Source organism: Xanthomonas campestris pv. phormiicola (genome assembly GCA_025666215.1).
Classification (GTDB): Bacteria; Pseudomonadota; Gammaproteobacteria; order Xanthomonadales; family Xanthomonadaceae; genus Xanthomonas_A; species Xanthomonas_A campestris_A.
Genome location: CP102593.1, coordinates 430,488 through 452,195 on the forward strand (window position 1 = coordinate 430,488; position 21,708 = coordinate 452,195).

Annotated in this window: 15 protein-coding genes; 10 read left to right on the forward strand and 5 right to left on the reverse strand. The window is 70.0% G+C overall.

Annotation, left to right across the window (positions count from 1 at the left end):
- Nucleotides 1–62: 62 nt before the first annotated feature.
- Entirely contained in the window at nt 63–2,321 is a 2,259-nt protein-coding gene (locus NRY95_01725; protein UYC16729.1) for a YadA-like family protein, read from the reverse strand.
- Between the two features lie 297 nt (nt 2,322–2,618).
- Here NRY95_01725 and NRY95_01730 point away from each other — a divergent pair, with 297 nt between their 5' ends.
- The gene (locus NRY95_01730) at nt 2,619–3,944 is read left to right on the forward strand and encodes an ATP-binding protein (protein ID UYC16730.1); all 1,326 of its coding nucleotides are present in this window, start codon (nt 2,619–2,621) and stop codon (nt 3,942–3,944) included.
- Here the strand turns inward: NRY95_01730 and NRY95_01735 are convergent.
- Entirely contained in the window at nt 3,925–4,674 is a 750-nt protein-coding gene (locus NRY95_01735) for a response regulator transcription factor (protein ID UYC16731.1), read from the reverse strand. The genes NRY95_01730 and NRY95_01735 overlap by 20 nt on opposite strands.
- Nucleotides 4,675–5,015: 341 nt before the next feature.
- Here NRY95_01735 and NRY95_01740 point away from each other — a divergent pair, with 341 nt between their 5' ends.
- The 5 genes from NRY95_01740 (at nt 5,016) to purU (ending at nt 9,850) form a co-directional block, all read left to right on the forward strand.
- Nucleotides 5,016–5,879, forward strand: coding sequence for an NAD-dependent protein deacetylase (locus NRY95_01740; GenBank protein ID UYC16732.1), 864 nt, complete (start codon nt 5,016–5,018; stop codon nt 5,877–5,879).
- A 129-nt stretch (nt 5,880–6,008) separates the two neighbouring features.
- On the forward strand, nt 6,009–7,106 hold the full coding sequence (locus tag NRY95_01745) for an NADH:flavin oxidoreductase/NADH oxidase (GenBank protein UYC16733.1): 1,098 nt from the start codon (nt 6,009–6,011) through the stop codon (nt 7,104–7,106).
- 61 nt (nt 7,107–7,167) lie between these two features.
- On the forward strand, nt 7,168–8,043 hold the full coding sequence (locus NRY95_01750; protein UYC16734.1) for an NAD(P)-dependent oxidoreductase: 876 nt from the start codon (nt 7,168–7,170) through the stop codon (nt 8,041–8,043).
- A 171-nt stretch (nt 8,044–8,214) separates the two neighbouring features.
- Complete coding sequence (locus tag NRY95_01755) at nt 8,215–8,625, forward strand: hypothetical protein (protein ID UYC18465.1); 411 nt, start codon at nt 8,215–8,217, stop codon at nt 8,623–8,625.
- Between the two features lie 373 nt (nt 8,626–8,998).
- Nucleotides 8,999–9,850: a formyltetrahydrofolate deformylase gene (gene purU / locus NRY95_01760; protein ID UYC16735.1), complete on the forward strand. Its 852-nt coding sequence runs from the start codon at nt 8,999–9,001 to the stop codon at nt 9,848–9,850.
- A 116-nt stretch (nt 9,851–9,966) separates the two neighbouring features.
- Here the strand turns inward: purU and NRY95_01765 are convergent, their stop codons facing one another.
- Both NRY95_01765 and baeS read right to left on the reverse strand, forming a co-directional pair.
- Nucleotides 9,967–10,650, reverse strand: a complete 684-nt coding sequence (locus NRY95_01765; GenBank protein UYC16736.1) for a response regulator — start codon at nt 10,648–10,650, stop codon at nt 9,967–9,969.
- Nucleotides 10,647–12,026 carry a sensor histidine kinase efflux regulator BaeS gene (gene baeS / locus NRY95_01770; protein ID UYC16737.1) on the reverse strand — a complete coding sequence of 460 codons (1,380 nt, stop codon included), beginning with the start codon at nt 12,024–12,026 and terminating at the stop codon, nt 10,647–10,649. The genes NRY95_01765 and baeS overlap by 4 nt, the downstream gene beginning before the upstream one ends.
- A gap of 159 nt (nt 12,027–12,185) precedes the next feature.
- On the opposite strand from baeS, the gene NRY95_01775 reads away from it, so the two are divergent.
- The 3 genes from NRY95_01775 to NRY95_01785 are packed head-to-tail and all read left to right on the forward strand — an operon-like array spanning nt 12,186 to nt 17,983.
- Complete coding sequence (locus NRY95_01775; GenBank protein ID UYC16738.1) at nt 12,186–13,385, forward strand: efflux RND transporter periplasmic adaptor subunit; 1,200 nt, start codon at nt 12,186–12,188, stop codon at nt 13,383–13,385.
- A 9-nt stretch (nt 13,386–13,394) separates the two neighbouring features.
- Nucleotides 13,395–16,544: an efflux RND transporter permease subunit gene (locus tag NRY95_01780; protein ID UYC16739.1), complete on the forward strand. Its 3,150-nt coding sequence runs from the start codon at nt 13,395–13,397 to the stop codon at nt 16,542–16,544.
- Nucleotides 16,544–17,983 (forward strand): efflux transporter outer membrane subunit, encoded by a 1,440-nt coding sequence (locus tag NRY95_01785; protein UYC16740.1) that lies wholly within the window; start codon nt 16,544–16,546, stop codon nt 17,981–17,983. Before NRY95_01780 ends, NRY95_01785 begins: the two co-directional genes overlap by 1 nt.
- A gap of 173 nt (nt 17,984–18,156) precedes the next feature.
- Here NRY95_01785 and NRY95_01790 read toward each other — a convergent pair whose 3' ends face one another.
- Nucleotides 18,157–20,121: a conditioned medium factor gene (locus NRY95_01790; GenBank protein UYC16741.1), complete on the reverse strand. Its 1,965-nt coding sequence runs from the start codon at nt 20,119–20,121 to the stop codon at nt 18,157–18,159.
- Here NRY95_01790 and NRY95_01795 point away from each other — a divergent pair.
- Entirely contained in the window at nt 20,069–21,556 is a 1,488-nt protein-coding gene (locus NRY95_01795) for a PDZ domain-containing protein (GenBank protein ID UYC16742.1), read from the forward strand. The two genes, NRY95_01790 and NRY95_01795, sit on opposite strands and share 53 nt — an antisense overlap.
- Nucleotides 21,557–21,708: the final 152 nt, after the last annotated feature.

Below are 21,708 nucleotides of genomic sequence, written 5' to 3' on the forward strand. Positions count from 1 at the left end.
GCAGTGCGGCCGGCCTGCGGAAAACGGTGCGTGGATGTGCGGCCGGCGCGCCCGGCGCGGCATCACCAGCTGAAGCCGGCGCCGGCGGAAACGCTCTTGTCGTTGCCGGAGAACGCACCGCCCAGCGAGACGCTGGCGCGGTTGCCGATCGCGCGCTGGTAGCCCACCGCCAGCGCGCTCTCGCCGCCTTGCGAGCCGACACCGACACCCATGCGGTTGGCGCCAGCCAGCCCCGAGGTGTTGACCGCCATGCCGGCATAGGCGGCACTCATCGCGCCCATGCGGTCGATGCGCCGGTCCACGTCGTGGAAACGGCGGTCGGTGTCGCTGCGCAACTTGGTCAGGTTGTCGTCCCAGCCGGCCATGCGGCTGTCGGTGTAGGCGTTGGCGCTGCTCAGCGTGGCGCTGTCGCCGGCCTGCATCTGGCCGACGTTGGCCGCGTCGGTGGCGGCGGTGCCGGCCGCCACGTTGCTGATCTGGCGCTCGTTGCCAGCGCTGCCCACCGACACGGTGTTGGCGCGGGTGGCGCTGGAGCCACGGCCCAGCGCCACGGCGTTGTCGGCCGAGACCGCGGCGCCCTGGCCGAGCGCGGTGCCGGAGGCGGCGGTGACCGTGGCGCTGTCGCCGACCGCCACCGCGTTGGTGGCATCGGCGCTGATGCTGGCGTTGGCGCCGACCGCGGTGCTGCCGTCGGCATTGACCCGCGCGTTGCCGCCCAGCGCGGTGTCATTGGGACCGTAGGCCAGGGCATTGGCGCCCATCGCGGTGCCGTTGTGGCCGTTGGCGGTGGCTTCCGCGCCGACCGCCACCGCATTGGTGCCGGCCCCGACGCTGGTGCCGCCGCTGGTGCCGCTGCCCATCGCCACCCCGCCGCCGCCACTCTGGGTCAACGTGCCGACGCGGGTGTCCAGCGACGACAGCGCACCGTCCAGCGCCGACAGCGCCGAGCCGACGCTGCCGTAGGTGTGGCCCTGGATCAGGTAGGCGCTGCCGCTCAGGCTGCCGTCGCTGCCGACCACGCTGCCGGCGCCGAGCGCGCTGGCGATGCTGCGCAGCTGCAGCACGTTGACCGCATCGGTATCGGCGGTCCCGGCGGCGACGTAGGTCAACTGGCGCAGCGCGCCGTCGTTGCCGAAGGCCACTGCGTTGTCGCGGTCGGCTACCGAGCCGGCGCCGATCGCCACGCTGTTGGCGCCGCTGGCGGCGCTGTTGTAGCCCAGCGCCACGCTGCCTGCGGTCAGCGCAGTGGCGCCGCTGCCGAGCGCGGTGGCGCCGGCGGCGTTGGCGCTGGCGATGGAACCGAAGGCACTGGCGTCCTCGCCGTCGGCGAAGGACTGCGTGCCCACCGCCACCGCGTTGCCGCTGGTGGCCAGCGCCTGAGCGCCCAGCGCCATGCTGTAGGCCGCGTCGGCATGGCTGTCGAAGCCCAGCGCGGTGCCGTAGTCGGACAGCGTCCACGCGCCGGCGCCGACGGTGACCCCGCCCAGGCCGTTGGATTGCGCCTGGATGCCGCCGTTGCTCGCGCCGATCGCCACGCTCTGTTGGCCGGCGGCCGAGGCGCTGTCGCCTATCGCGATGCCGCCGTCGCCGCTGGCGGAGGCGGTGTAGCCCATGGCCACGCCGAAGAAGCCTGAGGCGACGCTGTAGCCGCCGTGCGCGATCGCGCCGGTGCCGCTGGCGGAGGCGGCGTAGCCGAACGCGCTGGCCTGCTCGCCGCGGGCCTGGGTCGAACTGCCGAAGGCGGTGGCGTATTGCCCGCTGGCGGACGAGGCCGCACCGACCGTCGTCGCGCCGGCGGCGCTGGCGCTGGCGTTCCAACCGAGCGCACTGGCGGTGGTGGCGGACGCGGTGGCGGCGGTGCCGATGGCTAGCGCACCGAAGCCGGTGCTCTGCGCGCCGGCCGAATCGCCGTAGGTGCTGCCGAAGAAGCTGCCGCCGATCGCGATCGCCGAGGTGCCGCTGGCTACCGCGCCGTCGCCCATCGCGATGGCCGCGCTGTCGGAGGCGGTGCTGTGGTGGCCGATGGCGATGGCGAAGTCGCCGGCGGCGTCGGCGCGGGCGCCCATGGCCACCGCGCGCAGGCCCGCGGCGGTGGCGGCATCACTGCCGTCGTTCAGGCCTTCGGCGAGGAAGTAGCCCAGGGTGTTCTGGCTGCCGGGCGCTATCGGAGCGACCGCGGCGGGCGCGGAGTCGTCGGAGTCGTCGGTCTCCTCGGCGGCTCTGGCGGTCGCTGTCTCTGCCGCCGTTGGGTCGGCAGCGGTGGCGGCGCGGGCGGCCGGCGCCGTCAGCGTGCCCATCGCCAGCAGCAGTGCGGCGGTCAACAGGCGGTAAGACGTGTGCGGCAGGATGGCAGGATGGGCGAGTGTGGGGGGCGAGTGTACGGGGGCTGGGACGGCGGGCATGGTCGGATCCAGGGTGAGAGCCGGGCGCAAGGCGCCGGCGGTGGGTTTAAGTCCGATTAAGGCGCCAAGCCCGGTACCCCTTCAATGCTCGGAAATTCACCCGAACCTCACGGTAGACTCACCGTCATGGGGTCCCGGCCGAGACATGCATCGCAAAATTCCGTCGCCGCACCGAGGGCCCGACTCTGGCGGCGCGGCTCGGCGTGGCTGCGCCGCGTGCCGATCGCCGACCCGGTGGACCGGCGCAATGCGCCCGCGCTGCAGGTGCTGTTTGTGTTCCTGGGCAGCGAGATCCCGCTCAACAAGCTTTATCACCTGTTGACCGCGCCGCAGATCCAGATGACCGCCGGGCAGCTGGCGGTGGACGTGGGCACCGACACGGCGATGGCCTCGGCCGCCTGGGCCGGGGTCTGGATGATCCGCCGCGGCCTGTTGAAACAGGCCGCCGCCATGTTCGTCGCTGTGGTGCTGTGTTCGGCGGTGGCCGCCAACCTGGCGTTCGGCTACCAGCTGCAGGCCTTCGATCCCTACCCGATGATGATGTTGACGCTGGCGGCGCTGGTGATCGGGCGGCGCGCGCTGTGGTTGGTGTACCTGTGCATCACGCTGATCTTCTGGCTGGGCATGGAGAGCCCGTGGGGCCAGGATCCGCACGCCAGGCGCAGCCCGTTCCAGAACCTGCCGTCGCTGGCGCTGAGCTATCTGATGATCACCCTGGTACTCGATCGGACCGTCGCCGCGCTGCGCGAGAGCCTGTGGCGTGCGCGCCGCAACGCCGCGTGGCTGCGCGTGGAGATGCGCGAGCGCGCTCAGGCGCAGCAGCGGTTGTTGCACCTGCAGAAGATCGAGTCGGTCGGGCATCTGGCCAGCGGGGTATCGCACGATTTCAACAACATCCTCGCCGCGATCGTCGGCTACACCGAGCAGCGCCACCGTGTGCACGAGCTGGATTTCGAGCCGCACGGCGACGCGCTGGCGATGGCCGAGGCGCTGGAGGGCATCGAACTGGCGGCGCAGCGCGGCGTGGCGATCAGCCGCAAGCTGCTCAGCTTCAGCCGGCGCGAACTGAGCGTGCCCGAGCGCTTCGATGCGAACGAGGCGCTGCGCGGCATCCAGCCGATGTTGCGGCAACTGTTCGGGCCAGCGGTGCGGCTGCAACTGGAACTGGCGCCCGAGCCGATGGCGCTGTTCCTGGACCGCAGCCAGCTCGATCTGGCGATGCTCAACTTCGCCGCCAACGCGCGCGATGCGATGCCCGGCGGCGGCTGTTTCTCGGTGCGCCTGCAGCGCGACGGCGAATCCGCGCGCATCGAGATCGTCGATACCGGCATCGGCATGAGCGCGGACGTGCAGCAGCAGGTGTTCGAGCCGTTCTTCACCACCAAGCCGGCCGGGCAGGGCACCGGGCTGGGGCTGGCGGTGGCCTTCGAGATGGCCCAGCAGGCGCGTGGCAGCCTGCAGGTGCACAGTGCACCGGGCGCGGGGACCCGCTTCGTGCTGCGCCTGCCGCTGGCCGCCGCGCTCAGCGCTCCTGCGGCATGAACAGGTAGCCTTCGCCGCGCACCGACTTCAGCGGCAGCGGCGCGCCGGTGCGCTCCTGCACCTTCAGGCGCAGCCGGTGCAACAGCGCGTCCAGCCGATGCGGGTCGATCTCCATGCCAAGGTTGCCGCCGAGCATGCCGACCAGCGCGTCGCGGGTGACCAGCCGCCCGCGCGCGCGCCACAGGCTTTGCATCACCTTGCGCTCGGAGCCGGTCAAGGGCACGGCGTTGCCGTCGGGCGCGAACAGGCACCAGCCATCGTCCTGCAGCTGCCATTCCTCGCTCGCGGCCGGTTGCGGGTCATGCAGGCGGCGCATGCGCCGGGCTACGCTGAACAAGGTGGCGGCCAGGATCTCGATCTGCACTGGCTTGACCAGATAGGCGTCGGCGCCCTGGTTGAGGCCGCGCAACAGATCGGGGTGGTCGCCGCGCCCGCTCAGGATGACGATGCCCAGTGCCGGCCGCAGCGACTGCAACTGCTCGGTCAGGGTGAAGCCATCGCCGTCCGGCAGGCCGATGTCGAGCACGATCAGGTCGAAACCGCCGCCGTCCAGCGCCGTCCACAGCGCCTGGATGGTGCGCAGCGGCGTCACCTCCAGGCCGTGCCGCCGCAGTCCGGGCACCAGGACCCGGTCGCGCAACAGATCGTCGTCCTCCAGCAACGCCACCCGCAGCGCGGCGTTGGCGGTGGAGGCGGTCGGCAGGCCACTGGAATCGGAAAGTCTGCTCACGACGCGGGATCGGGGAAGAGGCGGCATTCCCCGCGGCCGCAACGTGCGGCGGCGAGCAAGGTCCGGCGTCATGCGGCCTGCAAGCAGCGCATTCCGTGAAGTCCCGACAGTAGCCAGTTTCCGCAGCGCTTTCAATGCGCGGCGCCGCGCACCGCCCGCGCTGCGCCGCCGCGCCGGTGACTGCGGCGCGCATGCGCCGCCGTTGCCGCGTCCTTGCGTTGCCGCGCAGAGCACCCAAGATAGGCGGCATCGCCGCGTTTTTCGGAAATTCCCATGCATGCGCCTGCCGACCGCTGCCCCGCCACCACCTGCGCTGTTGTCGACGCGGCGGGAGCCATGCGATGAATGATCCGTTGCAGGCAGCCGATCCGCGCACCGATCTCGCCTCCGTTGCGGCGCTGGAAGCCTTCGTCGCCCGCCACCGGCGCCTGTTCGTGCTGACCGGCGCCGGCTGCAGCACCGATTCGGGCATTCCCGATTACCGCGATGCGGCCGGCGGCTGGAAGCGTGCGCAGCCGGTCACCTACCAGGCGTTCATGGGCGAACTGGCCACGCGGCAGCGCTACTGGGCGCGCAGCCTGGTCGGCTGGCCGCGCTTCGGCCACGCCCGGCCCAATGCCACGCATGCGGCGCTGGCGCAGCTGGAAGCGCGCGGCCAGGTCGAACTGCTGTTGACCCAGAACGTGGACCGCCTGCACCAGGCCGCCGGCAGCCGCGCGGTGATCGACCTGCATGGACGCCTGGACGTGGTGCGCTGCATGGGCTGCGAACGGCGCCTGCCGCGCGAGGACTTCCAGCAGCAGTTGCTGCAGGGCAATCCGCACTGGGCGACGCTGCAGGCCGGGCAGGCGCCGGACGGCGACGCCGACCTGGAGGACGTGGATTTCGCCGCCTTCGCGGTGCCGGCCTGCACCCTCTGCGGTGGCGTGCTGAAGCCGGACGTGGTGTTCTTCGGCGAGAACGTGCCGCGCGAGCGCGTGGCCGCGGCGTTCGCGCACCTGCAGCAGGCCGACGCGATGCTGGTGCTGGGGTCGTCGCTGATGGTGTATTCCGGGTTCCGCTTCGTGCAGGCCGCGGCCAAGGCCGGCGTGCCGATCGCCGCGGTCAACCTGGGCCGCACCCGCGGCGACGACCTGCTGAGCCTGAAGCTGGCCCAGCCCTGCGCGCAGGCGCTGGCGTTCCTGCTGCCGCGCGCGGCCGCGTAGCGGGCGCGGCGCAGCGCGTTTCGAATCCTGACACGAACTGATCCATCGGCAGTGGTTGATCGGCAGCGGCCGCAGGAGTGCAATGGCCGCTTGCCTGCGCTACAGCAGGCGCCCCCACGGAACGCCGCCTTGAGCCATCTGTTCTCGCCCCTCGCGCTGGGGCCGCTGTCGCTGTCCAATCGCATCGTCATCGCGCCGATGTGCCAGTACTCGGCCGAGCAGGGCCAGGCCAGCGATTGGCACACCATCCATCTCGGCCAGCTGGCGCAGTCCGGCGCTGGCCTGCTGATCCTGGAAGCCACCGCGGTGGAGCCGCGCGGGCGCATCAGCTATGCCGACCTGGGCCTGTGGGACGATGCCACCGAAGCGGCGCTGCGCACCGTGCTGGCCTCGGTGCGGCGCTGGTCGCCGATGCCGCTGGGCATCCAGCTGGCGCACGCCGGGCGCAAGGCGTCCACCGGCAAGCCTTGGGACGGCGGCGGCGCGATCGCGCCGGGGCAGCCGAACGGCTGGCAGACCGTGGCGCCGTCGGCGTTGCCCTTCGCCGAACACGGCACGCCGCCGCAGGCGCTGGACCTGGCCGGCATCGACGCCATCGTCGCCGCGTTCGTCGCCTCGGCGCAGCGCGCCGAGCGGCTGGGCTTCGAACTGATCGAGCTGCATGCCGCGCACGGCTATCTGCTGCACCAGTTCCTGTCGCCGCTGAGCAACCAGCGCGACGACGCCTATGGCGGCAGCCTGGAGAACCGCATGCGCCTGCTGCTGCGCGTGCATGCGGCGGTGCGCGCGGCGGTGTCGGCCTCGGTCGCGGTGGGCGTGCGCCTTTCCGCCACCGACTGGGTCGAGGGCGGCTGGGACGTGGCGCAGAGCATCGCGTTGGCGCAGGCGCTGCAGGCACAGGGCTGCGACTACCTGCACGTGTCCAGCGGCGGCCTCGACCGCCGCCAGCAGATTACGCTGGCGGCCGGCTACCAGGTGCCGCAGGCCGAGGCGATCCATCGCGCGGTGCGCATGCCGGTGATCGCGGTCGGCCTGATCACCGAGCCGCAACACGCCGAGGCGATCCTGGCCGAGGGCCAGGCCGACGCGATCGCGCTGGCCCGCGGCATCCTCTACGACCCGCGCTGGCCGTGGCATGCGGCCGCCGCGCTGGGCGCCAGGCTGAAGCCGTCGCCGCAATACCTGCGCTGCGAGCCGCGTTCGGCGCGCGGCCTGTTCGACGCGTGATGCGCACGCGCTGCGTCGCGCAGGTCGCGGCATCCCCGACGAATTGTGCAAGGAGCTTGCGATGAGCATCGGATTTCTGGGCCTGGGCACGATGGGCCGGCCCATCGCGCACAACCTGCTGCGCGCCGGGCACGCATTGACCGTATGGAACCGCAGCGCGGCTGCGGCGCAGCCGCTGCTGGAAGCCGGCGCGCAGCTGGCCGCGCAGCCGGCCGACACGGTGCGCGGCCAGGTGCTGTTCTCGATGCTGGCCGACGACACCGCGGTGCGCGAGACCCTGCTCGAGCGCGGCGCGCTCGACGCGCTGCCCGCCGGCAGCGTGCACGTCAACATGGCCACGATCTCGGTGGCGCTGGCGCGCGAGCTGAGCGCCTTGCATGCCGAGCGCGGCGTGGCCTACCTGGCCATCCCGGTGCTGGGCCGCAACGACGTGGCCGCGGCCGGCCAGCTCAACCTGCTCGCCGCCGGCGACACCACCGCGCTGGCGCGGGTGCAGCCGCTGCTCGATGCGATCGGACGCAAGACCTGGTATTTCGGCGCGGCGCCGGAGCAGGCCAACGCGGTCAAGCTGGCCGCCAACCTGTGCCTGGCCAGCGCGATCGGCACCATGGCCGAAGCCTCGGCGCTGGTGCGCGGGCATGGCGTGGACGCGGCCGATTTCCTGGGCATGCTGGTCAATACCCTGTTCGCCGCACCGGCTTACCAGAACTACGGCGGCATGATCGCCGAGCAGCGCTACAGCCCGGCCGGCTTCAAGACCACGCTGGGACTGAAGGACGTGCGCCTGGCCTTGAACGCCGGCGAGACCCGGCATGTGCCGATGCCGCTGGCGGCGGTGCTGCGCGACCAGTTCATCGACGCGATCGCGCACGGCGACGGCGAACTGGACTGGTCGGCGCTGGCCAAGGTCGCCGCCCGCCGCGCCGGCCAGGCCTGAGCGTTCGCGGCTCGCACGCGGCTGCGCGCATCTTCAGGCGCTCTTGCCGCGGTGTGGCGCAGACTGCGTCGCCGCGCTTGAGCTGGCCGCGTGCTTGCCGCTAAGGTGCGGCGGCCTGCAAGCGCATCATAGGAGGATGCCATGAGCCCGAATTCGCCCGACCCCGGCGCCATGACGCCCATCCAGCCGCCGCGTGCGGTCGCGCGCGAGGCCGTGCTCGGCCCCGAGCATCCGGAGCATCCCGATCATCTGCTGTATGCGCAGATCCGCGAGGGCGTGCATGCGCTGGACGCCGCCTGCGGCCGCGCACCCGATGCGATCAGCGAGCGCATGGTGGCGCGGCTGCTGCCGCTGGCCAAGGAATACGGCTTCGACCAGGTCGACCACGTGGTGCTGAGCCGCGAACTGGGCGAGGTGGAGCAGGGCGAGAACGTGTTCCTGGTGCGCGGCGACCTGGACGACCCGGCGCATCTGCGCGCGCACATCACCACCCACGAGGCGGTCGGCATGTCGGTGGAAGACTCGCTGGCGCGGCTGGAGAAGGTCAACCGGCGCCTGGCGCTGCGCCTGCGCCCCGAGTGAGCGCGGCCTGGCGCGCAGGCGAGGCTGTGTGCCGCCAGCATGCGGATGCCGCACCTTGCAGGGGCGGCGTCAGCCGCGACGAGCGAAGCGGTGCGCTTTCCTGTGCATTGGAGCGTCGGCACTGAAGTCCCTCCCACAGTGCACGCGGTTGGCCCGCCGCAAGTTCCCTGTAGGAGACACAAGCGGCTTCAGCCGCGACAGGACCTATTGGTCAAGCCCGTCGCGGCCGGAGCCGGCTCCTACATTCGGCAAGACGCCGGGCAGCGCCGCTGCGGCATCCCACAGGCAACGGCCTGGCAACATCCGCAGCCCACCATCCCGAGTCCCGAGTCCCGAGTCCCGAGTCCCGGAATTCTCCCCTATCATTGCGCGGATGCGCCCCGACTACATCCTGACCCTGTCCTGCCCGGACCGTACCGGCATCGTCTACCGCGTCAGCGGGCTGCTGTTCGAGCACGGCTGCAACATCCTCGACGCGCAGCAGTTCGGCGACGAGGAGAGCGGCCGCTTCTTCCTGCGCGTGCACTTCGACGTGCCCGCCGACGGCATCGCCGCCGCGGTGCAGGCGCAGCTGGCGCCGCTCGCCGCCGACTACGCGATGGACTGGCAACTGCACGATGCGCGGCGCCGCGCGCGCCTGCTGGTGCTGGTCAGCAAGCAGGGCCATTGCCTCAACGACCTGCTGTTCCGCGCGCACAGCCGGCAGCTGCGCGTGGACATCGCCGCGGTGGCGTCCAATCACAATGATTTCGCCGCGCTGGCGCGCTCCTACGACGTGCCGTTCCACCACCTGCCGGTCGGCGCCGGCAACCGCGCCGAGCAGGAAGCGCAGCTGTTGGCGCTGGTGGAGCGCGAGCGCATCGACCTGGTGGTGCTGGCGCGCTACATGCAGATCCTGTCGCCGCCGCTGTGCGCGGCGCTGGCCGGGCGCGCGATCAACATCCACCACAGCTTCCTGCCCAGCTTCAAGGGCGCGCAGCCGTACCACCAGGCGCACGCGCGCGGGGTCAAGATCATCGGCGCCACCGCGCACTACGTCACCGGCGATCTGGACGAAGGCCCGATCATCGAACAGGACGTGGCCCGCGTGGACCACGCGATGACCCCGCGCGACCTGGTGCGGCTTGGCAGCGACACCGAATCGCAGGTGCTGGCGCGCGCGGTGCGCCGCCACGTCGAACACCGCATCCTGCTCAACGGGCATCGCACGGTGGTGTTTCGGTGAAGCCGGGATTGGGGATTGGTGATTCGGGATTGGTAAAAGCGGCTTGACTGATTACCGTTTCAGCCGTGGCGCCGCCGGCTCTTGCGAATCCCCAATCCCGAATCCCGAATCCCGAATCACAGCTCAAACCGATAGCCCGCTCCATACACCGAGCGCACCCACTCTTCGCCGCCGACGTCGGCGAGCTTGCGGCGCAGGTTCTTGACGTGGCTGTCCACGGTGCGGTCGGTGACGATGCGGTGGTCGGCGTAGAGCCGGTCCATCAGCTGTTCGCGCGAATACACCCGGCCCGGCGCGGCGGCGAGGGTGCGCAGCAGGCGGAACTCGACCTGGGTCAGGTCCAGGTCGTGGCCTTGCACGCTGGCGCGGCAGGCCGCTTCGTCGATGCGCAGGCCCGGCGCCGGCGCATCGTTGGGATCGTGGCGATGGCGGCGCAACACCGCCTGCACCCGCGCCACCACTTCGCGCGGACTGAACGGCTTGCAGATGTAGTCGTCGGCGCCGATCTCCAGGCCGAGCAGGCGGTCGATCTCCTCCACGCGCGCGGTGACCATGATCACCGGCACCGCGCTTTCCTTGCGCAGGTCGCGGCAGATCTCCAGGCCGTCGTGGTTGGGCAGCATCACGTCCAGCAGCACCAGGTCCGGCTTCTGCGCGCGGAACGCGCCCAGCGCCAGCGCGCCGTCGGCGATCCAGTTGTGAGAATAGCCGGCCGCATGCAGGTATTCGCGCATCACCGCGGCCAGGCGCGGTTCGTCCTCGATGATCAGGACGTGGCCGATCGGATCCAGGCCGCTCATGCCGCCAGCGCCGGCAGGCGCAGCACCACGCGCAGGCCGCCGAGCGCGGAGGCCTCGGCGTTGATCGAGCCGCCGTGCGCCTCGGCGATGTTGCGGCAGATCGCCAGGCCCAGGCCGCTGCCGCCGCTGCCGCGGTTGCGCGAGGCCTCGGTGCGGTAGAAGCGTTCGAACAGGCGCTCGCGCTTGTCCGCGTCCACGCCCGGCGCGCTGTCCTCGACCACCAATTCCAGCACCGTGTCGCGACGCGCGCAGCTTACCCGCACCGTGCCGCCGGCATCGGTGTAGCGCAGCGTGTTCTCCAGCAGGTTGCCGAGCAGTTGCTGCAGCCGGCGCTCGTCGCCGTCCACCTGCAGCGGGCCGGCGTCGATCTGCACCTGCAGCTGCAACGGCGCGGCGGCGAAGCGCGCCCGCACGCCGTCCAGCACGGTGCCCAGGATCACCGCCAGATCGACCGGCGCGCGCCGGTAGGCGAGCGCGCCGACGTCGGTCAGCGACACGTCGTACAGGTCCTCGATCAGTTTGCCGAGCTGGCCGACCTGCTGGTGCAGCGAGCCCAGCGTGGCCGGGGTCATCGGCCGGATGCCGTCCTGCAGCGCTTCCAGTTCGGCGCGCAGCACCGCCAGCGGCGTGCGCAGCTCGTGCGAGATGTCGGCCATGAACTCGCGCCGTGCGCGTTCGTTGTGTTCCAGCGCCTGCGCCAGCAGGTTGAAGTCGCGCGCCAGCTGGCCGAATTCGTCGCGCGCGCCGGTGTCGATGCGGGTGGCGTAATCGCCGGCAGCCAGGCGATGGGTGGCACCGGTGAGCCCACGCATGCGCCGCAGCAAGGCGCGCGACAGCAGCCAGCCGAGCAGCGCGGCGACCAGCAGCGAAGCGCTGCCGATCGTCCACCAGGCGCGTTGCTGCGCCGCATAGAAGCGCGCATCCTCCGCCGCCAGCACCTTCTGGAACGGCAGCATCGCCATCCAGCCGACGGTGCGGCCGGCGACCACCACCGGGCGCAGGATGTCGTTGCGGCCGACATCCGGATTGCCGATCACCGACTTGTAGTCCTTGTCGAGCACGGCGAAGCGGAACACCGCGCCGGTCTGGTCGGAGATCGGCGGCGGGCGCCGCGGCAGGCCGGGGCCGCGCTCCGGGCGCATCAAGACGAACCAGGCGTCGGGGTTGTCGCGCACGAAGTCCCAGTTGCCGTGCCGCGCGTACTCGGCCCTGACCCGCGGCAAGGTCTCCAGCATGCGTTGCACGCCCTGTTCGTTGAGGTAGTCCAGGAACTGGCGCTTGACGAAGACCTGCACGGCCATGCCGTTGATCAGCAGCACCGCCACGCACGCGGCGAGGATGGCGAGGAACAGCTTGGCGGTGATGCCCAGTTTCATCGGAGAGACAATGCGCGACGCGGCGACGGGGATGCTGCGTATTAGCCGCGCCGCGGCAGGGGAAATCAAGCGAATCCGCACCGTTGCCGGCAATCTCCAAATTTGCTGCACATTCGCGCCGTAGCGTGGCCACATTCGGATAAACCGTGAGTTCGCCGCATGCTGCCCGTCGTCGCCCGTCGCTTCCCCGTTTCGTCCTCGCGTTGGCTGCTGGCCATGGCCATCGCCGCAGCGGTCGCCGCATGTTCCTCCGAGCAGCCGCCGCAGCCGCCGCAGGCGCAGGTCGGCGTGCAGACGGTGAAGGCACAGCGGTTGGCGCTGGAGCAGACCCTGTCCGGCCGCACCGTGGCCTACATGACCTCGGAGGTGCGCCCGCAGGTGGCCGGCATCATCCAGAAGCGGCTGTTCACCGAGGGCCAGGACGTCAAGGCCGGGCAGGTGCTGTACCAGATCGATCCGGCCAGCTACCAGGCCAGCTACGACAGCGCCAAGGGCGACCTGGCCGAGGCCGAGGCGGCGGTGCTGTCCTCCAAGCCGGAGGCCGAGCGCTACGCCAACCTGCTCAAGGTCGACGCGGTGAGCAAGCAGGACGCCGACGACGCCATCGCCACGCTGCGCCAGAACGAGGCGGCGGTGGCGGCGGCCAGGGCCTCGCTGCAGAGCGCGAAGATCAATCTCGACTACACCCGCATCAAGGCGCCGATCGCCGGCCGTATCGGCACGTCGACCTACACCCCGGGCGCGCTGGTGACCTCCGAGCAGGACACGGCGCTGACCACGATCAACCAGCTCGACCCCATCTACGTCGATGTCACCCAGACCAGCGCGCAACTGCTGGCGCTGCGCAAACAGCTCGATAGCGGTGTGCTGAAGGCGGTGGACGGCAAGGCAGTCGTGAAGATCGTGCTGGAGGATGGCAGCACCTACACGCATACCGGCACGCTGGAGTTCGTCGGGACCTTGGTGGACACCGGCACTGGCACCGTCACCTTGCGTGCGGTGGTGCCCAACCCCGAGCGCCTGTTGCTGCCTGGCAGCTATGTACGCGCGCTGCTGCCGATGGCGATCAACGACAGCGCGATCCTGGTGCCACAGGGCGCGGTGACCCGCAATACCAAGGGCGAGGCCACCGTGAAGTTGGTCGGCAATGACGCCAAGGTGGTTGAACGGGTGGTGCAGGTCGGCGACGCGATCAAGGACCAGTGGGTGGTGACCTCCGGGCTCAAGCCCGGCGAGAAACTGATCGTCGACGGTGGCAGCAAGGTTTCCGCCGGCCAGGCGGTGAAGGCCGAATCTGCCACCACGACCAGCGATGCTGCCGCGACCAAGACCGGTGCTGCCAGCACCAGGGTCGAGTAAGGAACCGCCATGGCTCGTTTCTTCATCGACCGCCCGATCTTCGCCTGGGTCATCGCGATCGTCATCACGCTGGCCGGCATGCTGGCGGTGTTCACGCTGCCGGTGGAGCAGTATCCGAACATCGCCCCGCCGAGCGTCTCGATCCGCGCCACCTACACTGGCGCCTCGGCCGAGACCGTCGAGAACGCGGTCACCCAGGTGATCGAGCAGAACATGACCGGTCTGGACAGCCTGCTGTACATGTCCTCCAGCAGTTCGTCCGCGGGCAGCTCACAGGTGACCCTGACCTTCGCCTCCGGTACCGACCCGTACATCGCCCAGGTACAGGTGCAGAACAAGCTGCAGCAGGCCGAGTCGATGCTGCCCGACACGGCGCAGAGTACCGGCGTCACGGTGACCAAGTCGTCCGGCAGCATCTTCATGGTGCTGGCCTTCACGTCGGACAACGGCAGCATGAACGGCACCGACATCGCCGACTACATGGTGTCCACGCTGCAGGATCCGGTCAGCCGCGTTTCCGGTGTCGGCAATGTGCAGGTGATGGGTTCGCAGTATGCGATGCGCATCTGGCTCGACCCGGAAAAGCTGCGCACCTACTTGCTGATGCCGTCTGATGTGACCAGCGCGATCACCGCGCAGAACGCCGATGTGTCCTCCGGTTCACTCGGCGCGCTGCCGGCAGTCGAGGGTCAGGCGTTGAGCGCCACGGTGACTTCACGCAGCCGCCTGCAGACCGTGGACCAGTTCAAGGCGATCGTGGTCAAGTCCGACAGCAGTGGTGCGAAGGTGCTGCTGTCGGATGTGGCGCGGGTAGAGTTGGGTAGCGAGTCGTACTCGGCCGTCAGCCAGTTCGACGGTAAGCCTGCCGCCGGCATGGGCATCGAACTGGGCTCGGGTGCCAACGCACTGGATGTATCCGAAGCGGTCGATGCCAGGCTCAAGGAACTGGCGCCGTACTTCCCCACCGGATTGAGCTACCACGTTGCCTACAGCACCACGCCGTTCGTGCGGATCTCGATCGAGGAGGTGGTCAAGACCTTGATCGAGGCGATCGTGCTGGTGATCGCGATCATGTACCTGTTCCTGCAGAACTGGCGGGTGACGTTGATCCCGGCGGTCGCCGTGCCGGTGGTGCTGATGGGCACGTTCGGGGTGCTGTCGCTGCTGGGCTACTCGATCAACACGTTGTCGATGTTCGGCATGGTGCTGGCGATCGGCCTGCTGGTGGACGATGCGATCGTGGTGGTGGAGAACGTCGAGCGGCTGATGAGCGAGGAGGGGCTGTCGCCGTATGAGGCCACGCGCAAATCGATGGGCCAGATCACCGGTGCACTGGTCGGCATCGCGCTGGTGCTGACCGCGGTGTTCCTGCCGATGGCGTTCTTCGGCGGCTCCACTGGCGCGATCTACCGCCAGTTCTCGGTAACGATTGCTTCGGCGATGATCCTGTCGGTGCTGGTGGCGATGACGCTGACCCCGGCGCTGTGCGCGACGATCCTGATCCCGGTCGAGAAAGGCGGCCACGTCACCACCAAGGGGCCGCTGGGACGCTTCTTCGCGTGGTTCAACGAGCGCTTCGACCGCGTCGGGCGTCGCTATCACCGCGGCGTGAAGCACGTGACTGGGCACCGCAAGCTGGGCGTGCTCGCCTATGCGGTGATCCTGCTGGTGATGGGCCTGCTGTTCTGGCGCCTGCCCACCTCGTTCCTGCCCGAAGAGGACCAGGGCATGCTGATGGTGCAGATCAAGCTGCCTTCCGGCGCTACCCAACAGCAGACGCTGAAGGTGATCAATCAGGTTGCCGACTACGTGCGCGAGCAGCCGGAGGTCGCATCGGTGATGGCGGTGGCCGGTTTCAGCACCGGCGGCAGTGGCCAGAACTCGGGCATGGGTTTCGTGCGTCTGAAGGACTGGAGCGAACGCGATGCCGACGCTGCCTCGATCGGCATGCGTGTCACCCGCGCGATGACGCAGAAGTTCCGCGACGCGCAGATCTTCGCGATTGCGCCATCCGGTATCCCAGGACTGGGGCAGAGCGCCGGCTTCACATTCGAGCTGCAGGATCTGGGCGGCGCCGGTCACGAAGCGCTGGTATCGGCGCGGCAGCAGTTGTTGGCGCTGGCGGCCAAGAACGACAAGCTGCAATCGGTGCGCTACGGCAGCCTGGAGGATGCACCGACCTTCGACATCAAGATCGACGATGCCAAGGCCGGCGCGTTGAGCCTGGCGCAGAGCGACATCAATAGCACGTTGTCGACCGCACTGGGCAGCACCTACGTCAACGACTTCATCAACCGTGGCCGGATCAAGAAGGTCTACGTGCAGGGTGAGGCGCAGGCGCGAATGCTGCCGCAGGACATCGGCCGCTGGTCGGTGCTCAACAGCAGCGATGCGATGGTGCCGTTCTCGGCCTTCGCCACCACCGGCTGGAGCTATGCACCGGCCTCGCTGGCGCGCTTCAACGGTTCTGCGTCGATGGAGCTCAGCGGCGAGCCTGCCAGCGGCGTCAGCTCGGGTACCGCGATGACCGAGATGGCGGCGTTGGTGAAGCAGCTGCCGAGCGGCTTTGGTTATGCGTGGTCCGGCCTGTCCTATCAGGAACAGCAATCCGGGGCGCAGGCGCTGCTGCTGTACGCGGTCTCGCTGCTGGTCGTGTTCCTGTGCCTGGCGGCGTTGTATGAGAGTTGGTCGATCCCGTTCTCGGTGATGCTGGCGGTGCCGATCGGCATCCTCGGCGCGCTGCTGTTCACCACGCTGCGCGGGCTGGAGAACGACGTGTACTTCCAGGTTGGCTTGCTTGCCAGCGTCGGTCTGGCAGCCAAGAACGGCATCCTGATCGTCGAGTTCGCCAAGGAGCTGGAGGAGCAGGGCAAGCCGTTGGTCGCCGCCACGTTGGAAGCCGCACGTCTGCGTCTGCGTCCGATCCTGATGACCTCACTGGCGTTCATGCTCGGCGTGCTGCCGCTGGTGGTCAGCAGCGGCGCCGGTTCGGGTAGTCGCCATTCGCTTGGCACCGGCGTGCTTGGCGGCACTTTGGCCTCGACCACGCTGGGCATCTTCTTCGTCCCGTTGTTCTACGTGATTGTGCGCAGCCTGTTCCCCGGGAGGACCGCTCCCGGCAACGGCAAGGCCGCCATGCACGAGGAGGTGACCCCGTGATGCGCGTCCGCGTCCCCCGCCTGGCGCTGGCGAGCGCCTGCGCCGTCGCGCTGGCCGGCTGCGCCAGCACGGCGCCGCGCTACCAGCGTCCGGCCGCGCCGGTGCCGGAGCAGTTCCGCGACGCCCCGGCCGGCGCTGCCGCCGCCGCCGCGGTGGCGGCGCTGGACTGGCGCCAGGTGTTCCTGGACCAGCGCCTGCAGAAGGTGATCGCGCTGGCGCTGGACAACAACCGCGACCTGCGCGTGGCCGTGCTCAACATCGACAAGGCGCGTGCCGAATACCGGATCCAGCGTGCCGATCTGTTCCCGAGCATCACCGCCAGCGGCAGCCAGACCAACGAGGGCGCGCGGTCGGGTGGGCAGTCGCAGGTCAGCCGCAGCGCCAGCGCCGAGGTCGGCGTCAGCAGCTGGGAGCTGGACCTGTTCGGGCGCATCCGCAGCCTCAAGAACGAGGCGCTGGAAACCTACCTGGCGACCGAGCAGACGCAGCGCGACACCCGCTTGAGCCTGGTCGCCGAGGTCGCCGGCGACTGGCTCGCTGTAGCCGCCGACCAGCAGTTGCTGGCGTTGGCCAAGCAGACCCTGGAGAGCCAGCGCAAGACCCTGGAGCTGACCGAGCGCAAGCACGAGCAGGGCGTGGTCTCCGGCGTCGACCTGGCCTCGGTACAGGCCAGCGTGGAGCGCGCGCGCGCCGACCTGGCCAGCTACAGCACCTCGGTGGCGCAGGCGCGCAATGCGCTGGAACTGGTGGTCGGTGCGCCGCTGCCCGAGCAACTGCTGCCGGGCCCGGCTGCCGGCGCCGACGTAGTGGCCCTGGCGCCGCTGCCGGCGGCACTGTCCTCCACGGCGCTGCTGCAGCGCCCGGACGTGCTGTACGCCGAGCACACGCTCAAGGCTGCCAACGCCGATGTCGGCGCGGCGCGCGCGGCGTTCTTCCCGACCATCTCGCTGACCACCTCGGCCGGGCGCAGCAGCGATCAGCTGTCCGACCTGTTCAAGGGCGCCGGCAGCCGTACCTGGTCGTTCGTGCCGAGCATCAGCATCCCGATCTTCCAGGGTGGAGAGCTCAAGGCCGAACTGGATCAGGCAAAGATCAGCAGGAACATCTACGTGGCCGACTACGAGAAGGCGATCCAGAGCGCCTTCAGCGAGGTCGCCGACGCGCTCGCCGAGCGCGCGCATGTAGACGAGCAGCTCGATGCCCAGCGCGCCTACGTCGACGCGACCCGGCGCAGCTACGAGTTGAGCGATGCGCGCTACCGCAACGGCGTGGACAGCTACCTGGACGCGCTGACCTCGCAGCGCTCGTACTACAGCGCACAGCAGGACCTGATCACCCTGCGCCTGACCGAGGCCAGCAACCGCGTCGCCCTGTACAAAGTGCTGGGCGGCGGCGCCGACGCGCAGAGCGATGCGCCGATGGCCGACGCGGGACGTTAGCGCGTCCCCGACTCCGGTACTCGCAGTTCGCGCAATGTTGTGGGAGCGGCTGAAGTCGCTCCCACAAAACACATCAGACTTCACCGGGCCTGCAGTGTCCGTTGCAGCCGCTTTTGCCAATCCCTAATCGCGGCTTTCCGCAGCCGAATGGCTGGTCATACCAGACCCGCCCCTCACCGCGCCGCGTTGGCGTTCATCGTCGCGTTGCGGCTGGCATCCAGATACTGCGCCGGATCGCGCATGCCGGTGGTGTGGCACTGGCCGGTGGTGTGGCCGCGGTTGATCCCGCCCGGCAGCTGCGCGTTGACCTGCTCGACCACGCCGTCCTCCGGATCGTCCAGCACCAGGTCCGAGGCCGCGTTGCAGTAGTCGTTGGTGTACCAGTTGGTCTTGGCGAAGGAGGTGGTGTAGTAGTTGACCAGCGCCCGCGCCGAGGTCGGGATGCCGGCCAGCCACGCCTTGGCGCCGTCGTAGGTCATGTCGCTGTTGCTGCCGCAGCCCACGCCGAACCACGAGCCCACCGTGGCCAGGATGCCGGACAGGTTGGTGCCCTGGTACGGCGTGCCCACCGACTGCATGACGCGCCCGCCGCTGGCGTTGTCCAGGCCGCTCCAGTAGTAGCTGTACAGATGCAGCGCGGCCATGCCGCCCTGGCTGTGCGCCACCGTGCCGAACGAATTCCATTGGCTGCCGAACTGGCCCAGCAGCTGCGCGAACTGGTCGTTGCTGCGGTTCTGGTTGGCGTCCAGGAAGGTCGAGGCGTTGCTGAACTGCGCCACCGGCCACACCCCGCCCGAGCAGTAGCCATGCACCAGCACCAGCCGCTGGTCGGTCGCCTGCGCTTGCGCATCGGTCGCCGCGCGCTGCAGCGCGGCCGGTCGCTCGCCCATGCGCATGCTGGCGTCGATCGCGCCGCCGCGCGCCACGCTGCTGCGGCGCAGGGCCGGCAGGCTCAGCGCCAGCGTGTCGCGCGTGGCCAGCAGCACGAAATGGTCCGGGTCCTCGATGCGCAGGTTGCGCAGCGTGAACGGCGCACGCGCGCCGGCACGGACGATCCAGCGTTCGTCCACGCTCAGCGGCAGGCGTCCGTTCTGCGGCGCGAGCATGCCGCCGAGCCAGGCGACCGGCACGGCGCTGCCATCGCGGCCGGTGCCCCACAGTTCGCCGAGCACGCGGTAATGCGCCGGCGCCTTGCCGTCGGCGCTGACCGGGATCGGCAGCGACAGGCGGGTGCCATCCTGCGCGCTGGCCGTCACCGCGTCGGCGGCGATGCGCAACGTGGTGTCGAGTACCGGCAGCACGTGTTCGGCGGTCCGCACGAAGCTCTGGCCGGCCGCATCCTCGCCATGCACCACCACCTGCGCGAGATAGCTGCCGGGGACCTTCGCCGGGAAATCGCCGGCATAGATGCCGTCGCCGGCGGCGCCGTCGCCGTGGCGGCCGTCGTCGGCCATCGGCCATTGCGTCACCGTGCCGTCGGGCGCGGTCACGCGCAGCTGCGCATCGCGGATGCGCCCGGCAGTGGCGCCGAGCGCGGTGGCGCCGTGTTCGTCGCTGCCGCCGAGCATCGCGGTCAGGCCGATGCGCTGGCCGCTGTGCAACTGCCGGCGATCGCTGGGATAGGACGCCAGCTGGGTGCGCGCATCGCCTTCCATCAACAGGTAGCCGCGTTGCGCGGCGCTGCCGTCGGCGCGCAGGGTCAGCGTCCAGCTGCCGTTGGCGGCGCTGTCCACGCGGTACTCGCGCGCCGGCAGCGCGGTATCGCCGCTGCCCAGGCGGGTGGCGACGGCGTTCGGCACGACGGCGGCGGCGCTGGTGCGTGCGTTCGCCGCACCGGGCGCATGCAACTGCGGTTGCCAGTCGTGCGTGCCGGACAGCAGCACGAAGCGCAACTTGCCGTTTTCCACGGGCAGCGTCGCCTGCCATTGCGCCGCCTCGCCGCTGCGCGCGGAAGCGAATTCCACCGGCAGCAGCGCACTCTTGGACAGGATCGCCGCCTCGGCCGGCGCCGGCGCGCGCATCTGCGCGAATTCCTCGGGTGGACCGGCCAATTGCTTGGGGACCAGCTCGGCCGCATGCGCGAACATGGGCGACAGCAGCAGCGTGGACAGCAGGGACAGCGTCGGTAGCGTCGACATGGCGGCTCTCTCCTTGAACAGTGCGAAGCCGGACAGTGCGCCGATCGCGATCGCGATCGCGATCGCGACCGCACGCCTGCGCAGCGGATGCAGCGCCCCCTCGCCGCGACGTGACTGCGTTATACCCCGCCACCATGACAGTTCCACGATGCGCTGCAGCACCGCCGTGCGTGCTGCGCTGTGGTACGGCCGCGGCGGATGGTCTAGTGTCTGCGCTGGGGCGGCACCGCGGTGCCGGCGGGGATGCTGGAACAGCCAGGGGGATGTCCGGATGCTGCGCTATGCAATGCCTTTGTCTATTTTTTGCGCCGCGCTGGCGCCGGTTACGGGCCTGGCGCAAGCGCCTGCGCCGATCCGCAGCGCGTTCGCCTTCTGCAGCGTGACCGACACCGGCGGGGTGCCGGCCAAGGTCTGGGCCTCGCCAGTCGTCGAGGTGTCCTATCAAGACGACGCCACCGGCTGGCTGCGGCGCAGCAACGAGCTGGCCAGCGATTTCCTGCAGCACGTGGGCAGCCTGGGCGGGGCCGGAACCAAGGACTGCATGCTCGGTCCCGGGCGCGAGCAAGCCCAGGCGCAGCGCGAGCAGCAGCGCGCCATATGGAGCAAACGCCTGTTGCTGATGAAGGTGGGCAGCTGGCGCGACGTGGACTGGACGCCGCCGCCGTGGGATGCCAGCGCCAAGGCGCCTGCGCAGACGATGCGCTATTTCTATTGCTACGCGACCCAGGTCGACATTCCCGATCGCAGCGACCTGGCGCGCACGGTCGCCAGCCAGGTCTTCGTCATGCCCACCGGCGCCGATCCGATGGCGGTCTACACGCAGAGTGCGGCGTACGCCGAGGAATTCAAGCAGACCGTGCGCGCGCATGGCCTGCCGGACGAAGGCACCACCTGCACCGCGTACGACACCCAGGGCGAAGCAGGCAAGGCCAGTCGCGACTACCGCAGGCTGTTCGGCGGGTTCAATACCAAGTTCACCGACGTGGCGTGGATGCCGAGCGGGCGCGCAGCTGCCGCGGTCGCTGCGACGCCGATGCCGATGCCGACGCCCGCAGCGCCGGCCGCGGCGGCTGCGACTGCGGCTCCCAGAGCGTTGGGAGTGCGCATCGGATCGGTCACCGAGACGGTGGCGCAGGCAACCGGACTTCCTGCCGCGCGCGGCGCTTGGATCGTGGAGGTGATCGACGGCAGCGTCGCCATGCAAGCCGGGATCAAAGCGATGGACGTGTTGCTGGAGATCGACGGCCGGCCTGTCGGCGCCCCTCAGGACCTGCCAACCCTGGTGGCCGGGCTGCGCGCAGGCGTTCCGGTGCCGGCGCAGGTATGGCGCGATCGCCGCGTGCAGCAACTGAGCCTGCTGTTTCCGGGCGGCGCTGCCGCTGCGGCGCCGACGCAAGGACAAGTGCCGGCGGCCACTGCGCCAACGACGCAATGAGCCGCGCCCGCCTGTAGCGTTGCAGGGTGTCTGTCGCCTGCCGCGGGTTCGTGGCCGCCGCCCGCGGCGCGTCTGGCAATGTCGCAGGGCAGGGCTGTTTCGATAGCACCGGCATCAACCAGACGCTGCGCGGCGATGCCCGCGAACGGCAG

Bases quoted from the DNA above. Each gene is read 5' to 3' on its own strand.
- NRY95_01755 (UYC18465.1), top strand. From the start codon at position 8,215: ATGACGCCCATCCAGCCGCCGCGTGCGGTCGCGCGCGAGGCCGTGCTC.
- NRY95_01775 (UYC16738.1), top strand. From the start codon at position 12,186: ATGCTGCCCGTCGTCGCCCGTCGCTTCCCCGTTTCGTCCTCGCGTTGG.
- NRY95_01785 (UYC16740.1), top strand. From the start codon at position 16,544: ATGCGCGTCCGCGTCCCCCGCCTGGCGCTGGCGAGCGCCTGCGCCGTC.
- NRY95_01765 (UYC16736.1), bottom strand. From the start codon at position 10,650: ATGAGCGGCCTGGATCCGATCGGCCACGTCCTGATCATCGAGGACGAA.
- NRY95_01795 (UYC16742.1), top strand. From the start codon at position 20,069: ATGGGCGACAGCAGCAGCGTGGACAGCAGGGACAGCGTCGGTAGCGTC.
- NRY95_01750 (UYC16734.1), top strand. From the start codon at position 7,168: ATGAGCATCGGATTTCTGGGCCTGGGCACGATGGGCCGGCCCATCGCG.
- NRY95_01740 (UYC16732.1), top strand. From the start codon at position 5,016: ATGAATGATCCGTTGCAGGCAGCCGATCCGCGCACCGATCTCGCCTCC.
- NRY95_01790 (UYC16741.1), bottom strand. From the start codon at position 20,121: ATGTCGACGCTACCGACGCTGTCCCTGCTGTCCACGCTGCTGCTGTCG.
- NRY95_01780 (UYC16739.1), top strand. From the start codon at position 13,395: ATGGCTCGTTTCTTCATCGACCGCCCGATCTTCGCCTGGGTCATCGCG.
- baeS (UYC16737.1), bottom strand. From the start codon at position 12,026: ATGAAACTGGGCATCACCGCCAAGCTGTTCCTCGCCATCCTCGCCGCG.
- purU (UYC16735.1), top strand. From the start codon at position 8,999: ATGCGCCCCGACTACATCCTGACCCTGTCCTGCCCGGACCGTACCGGC.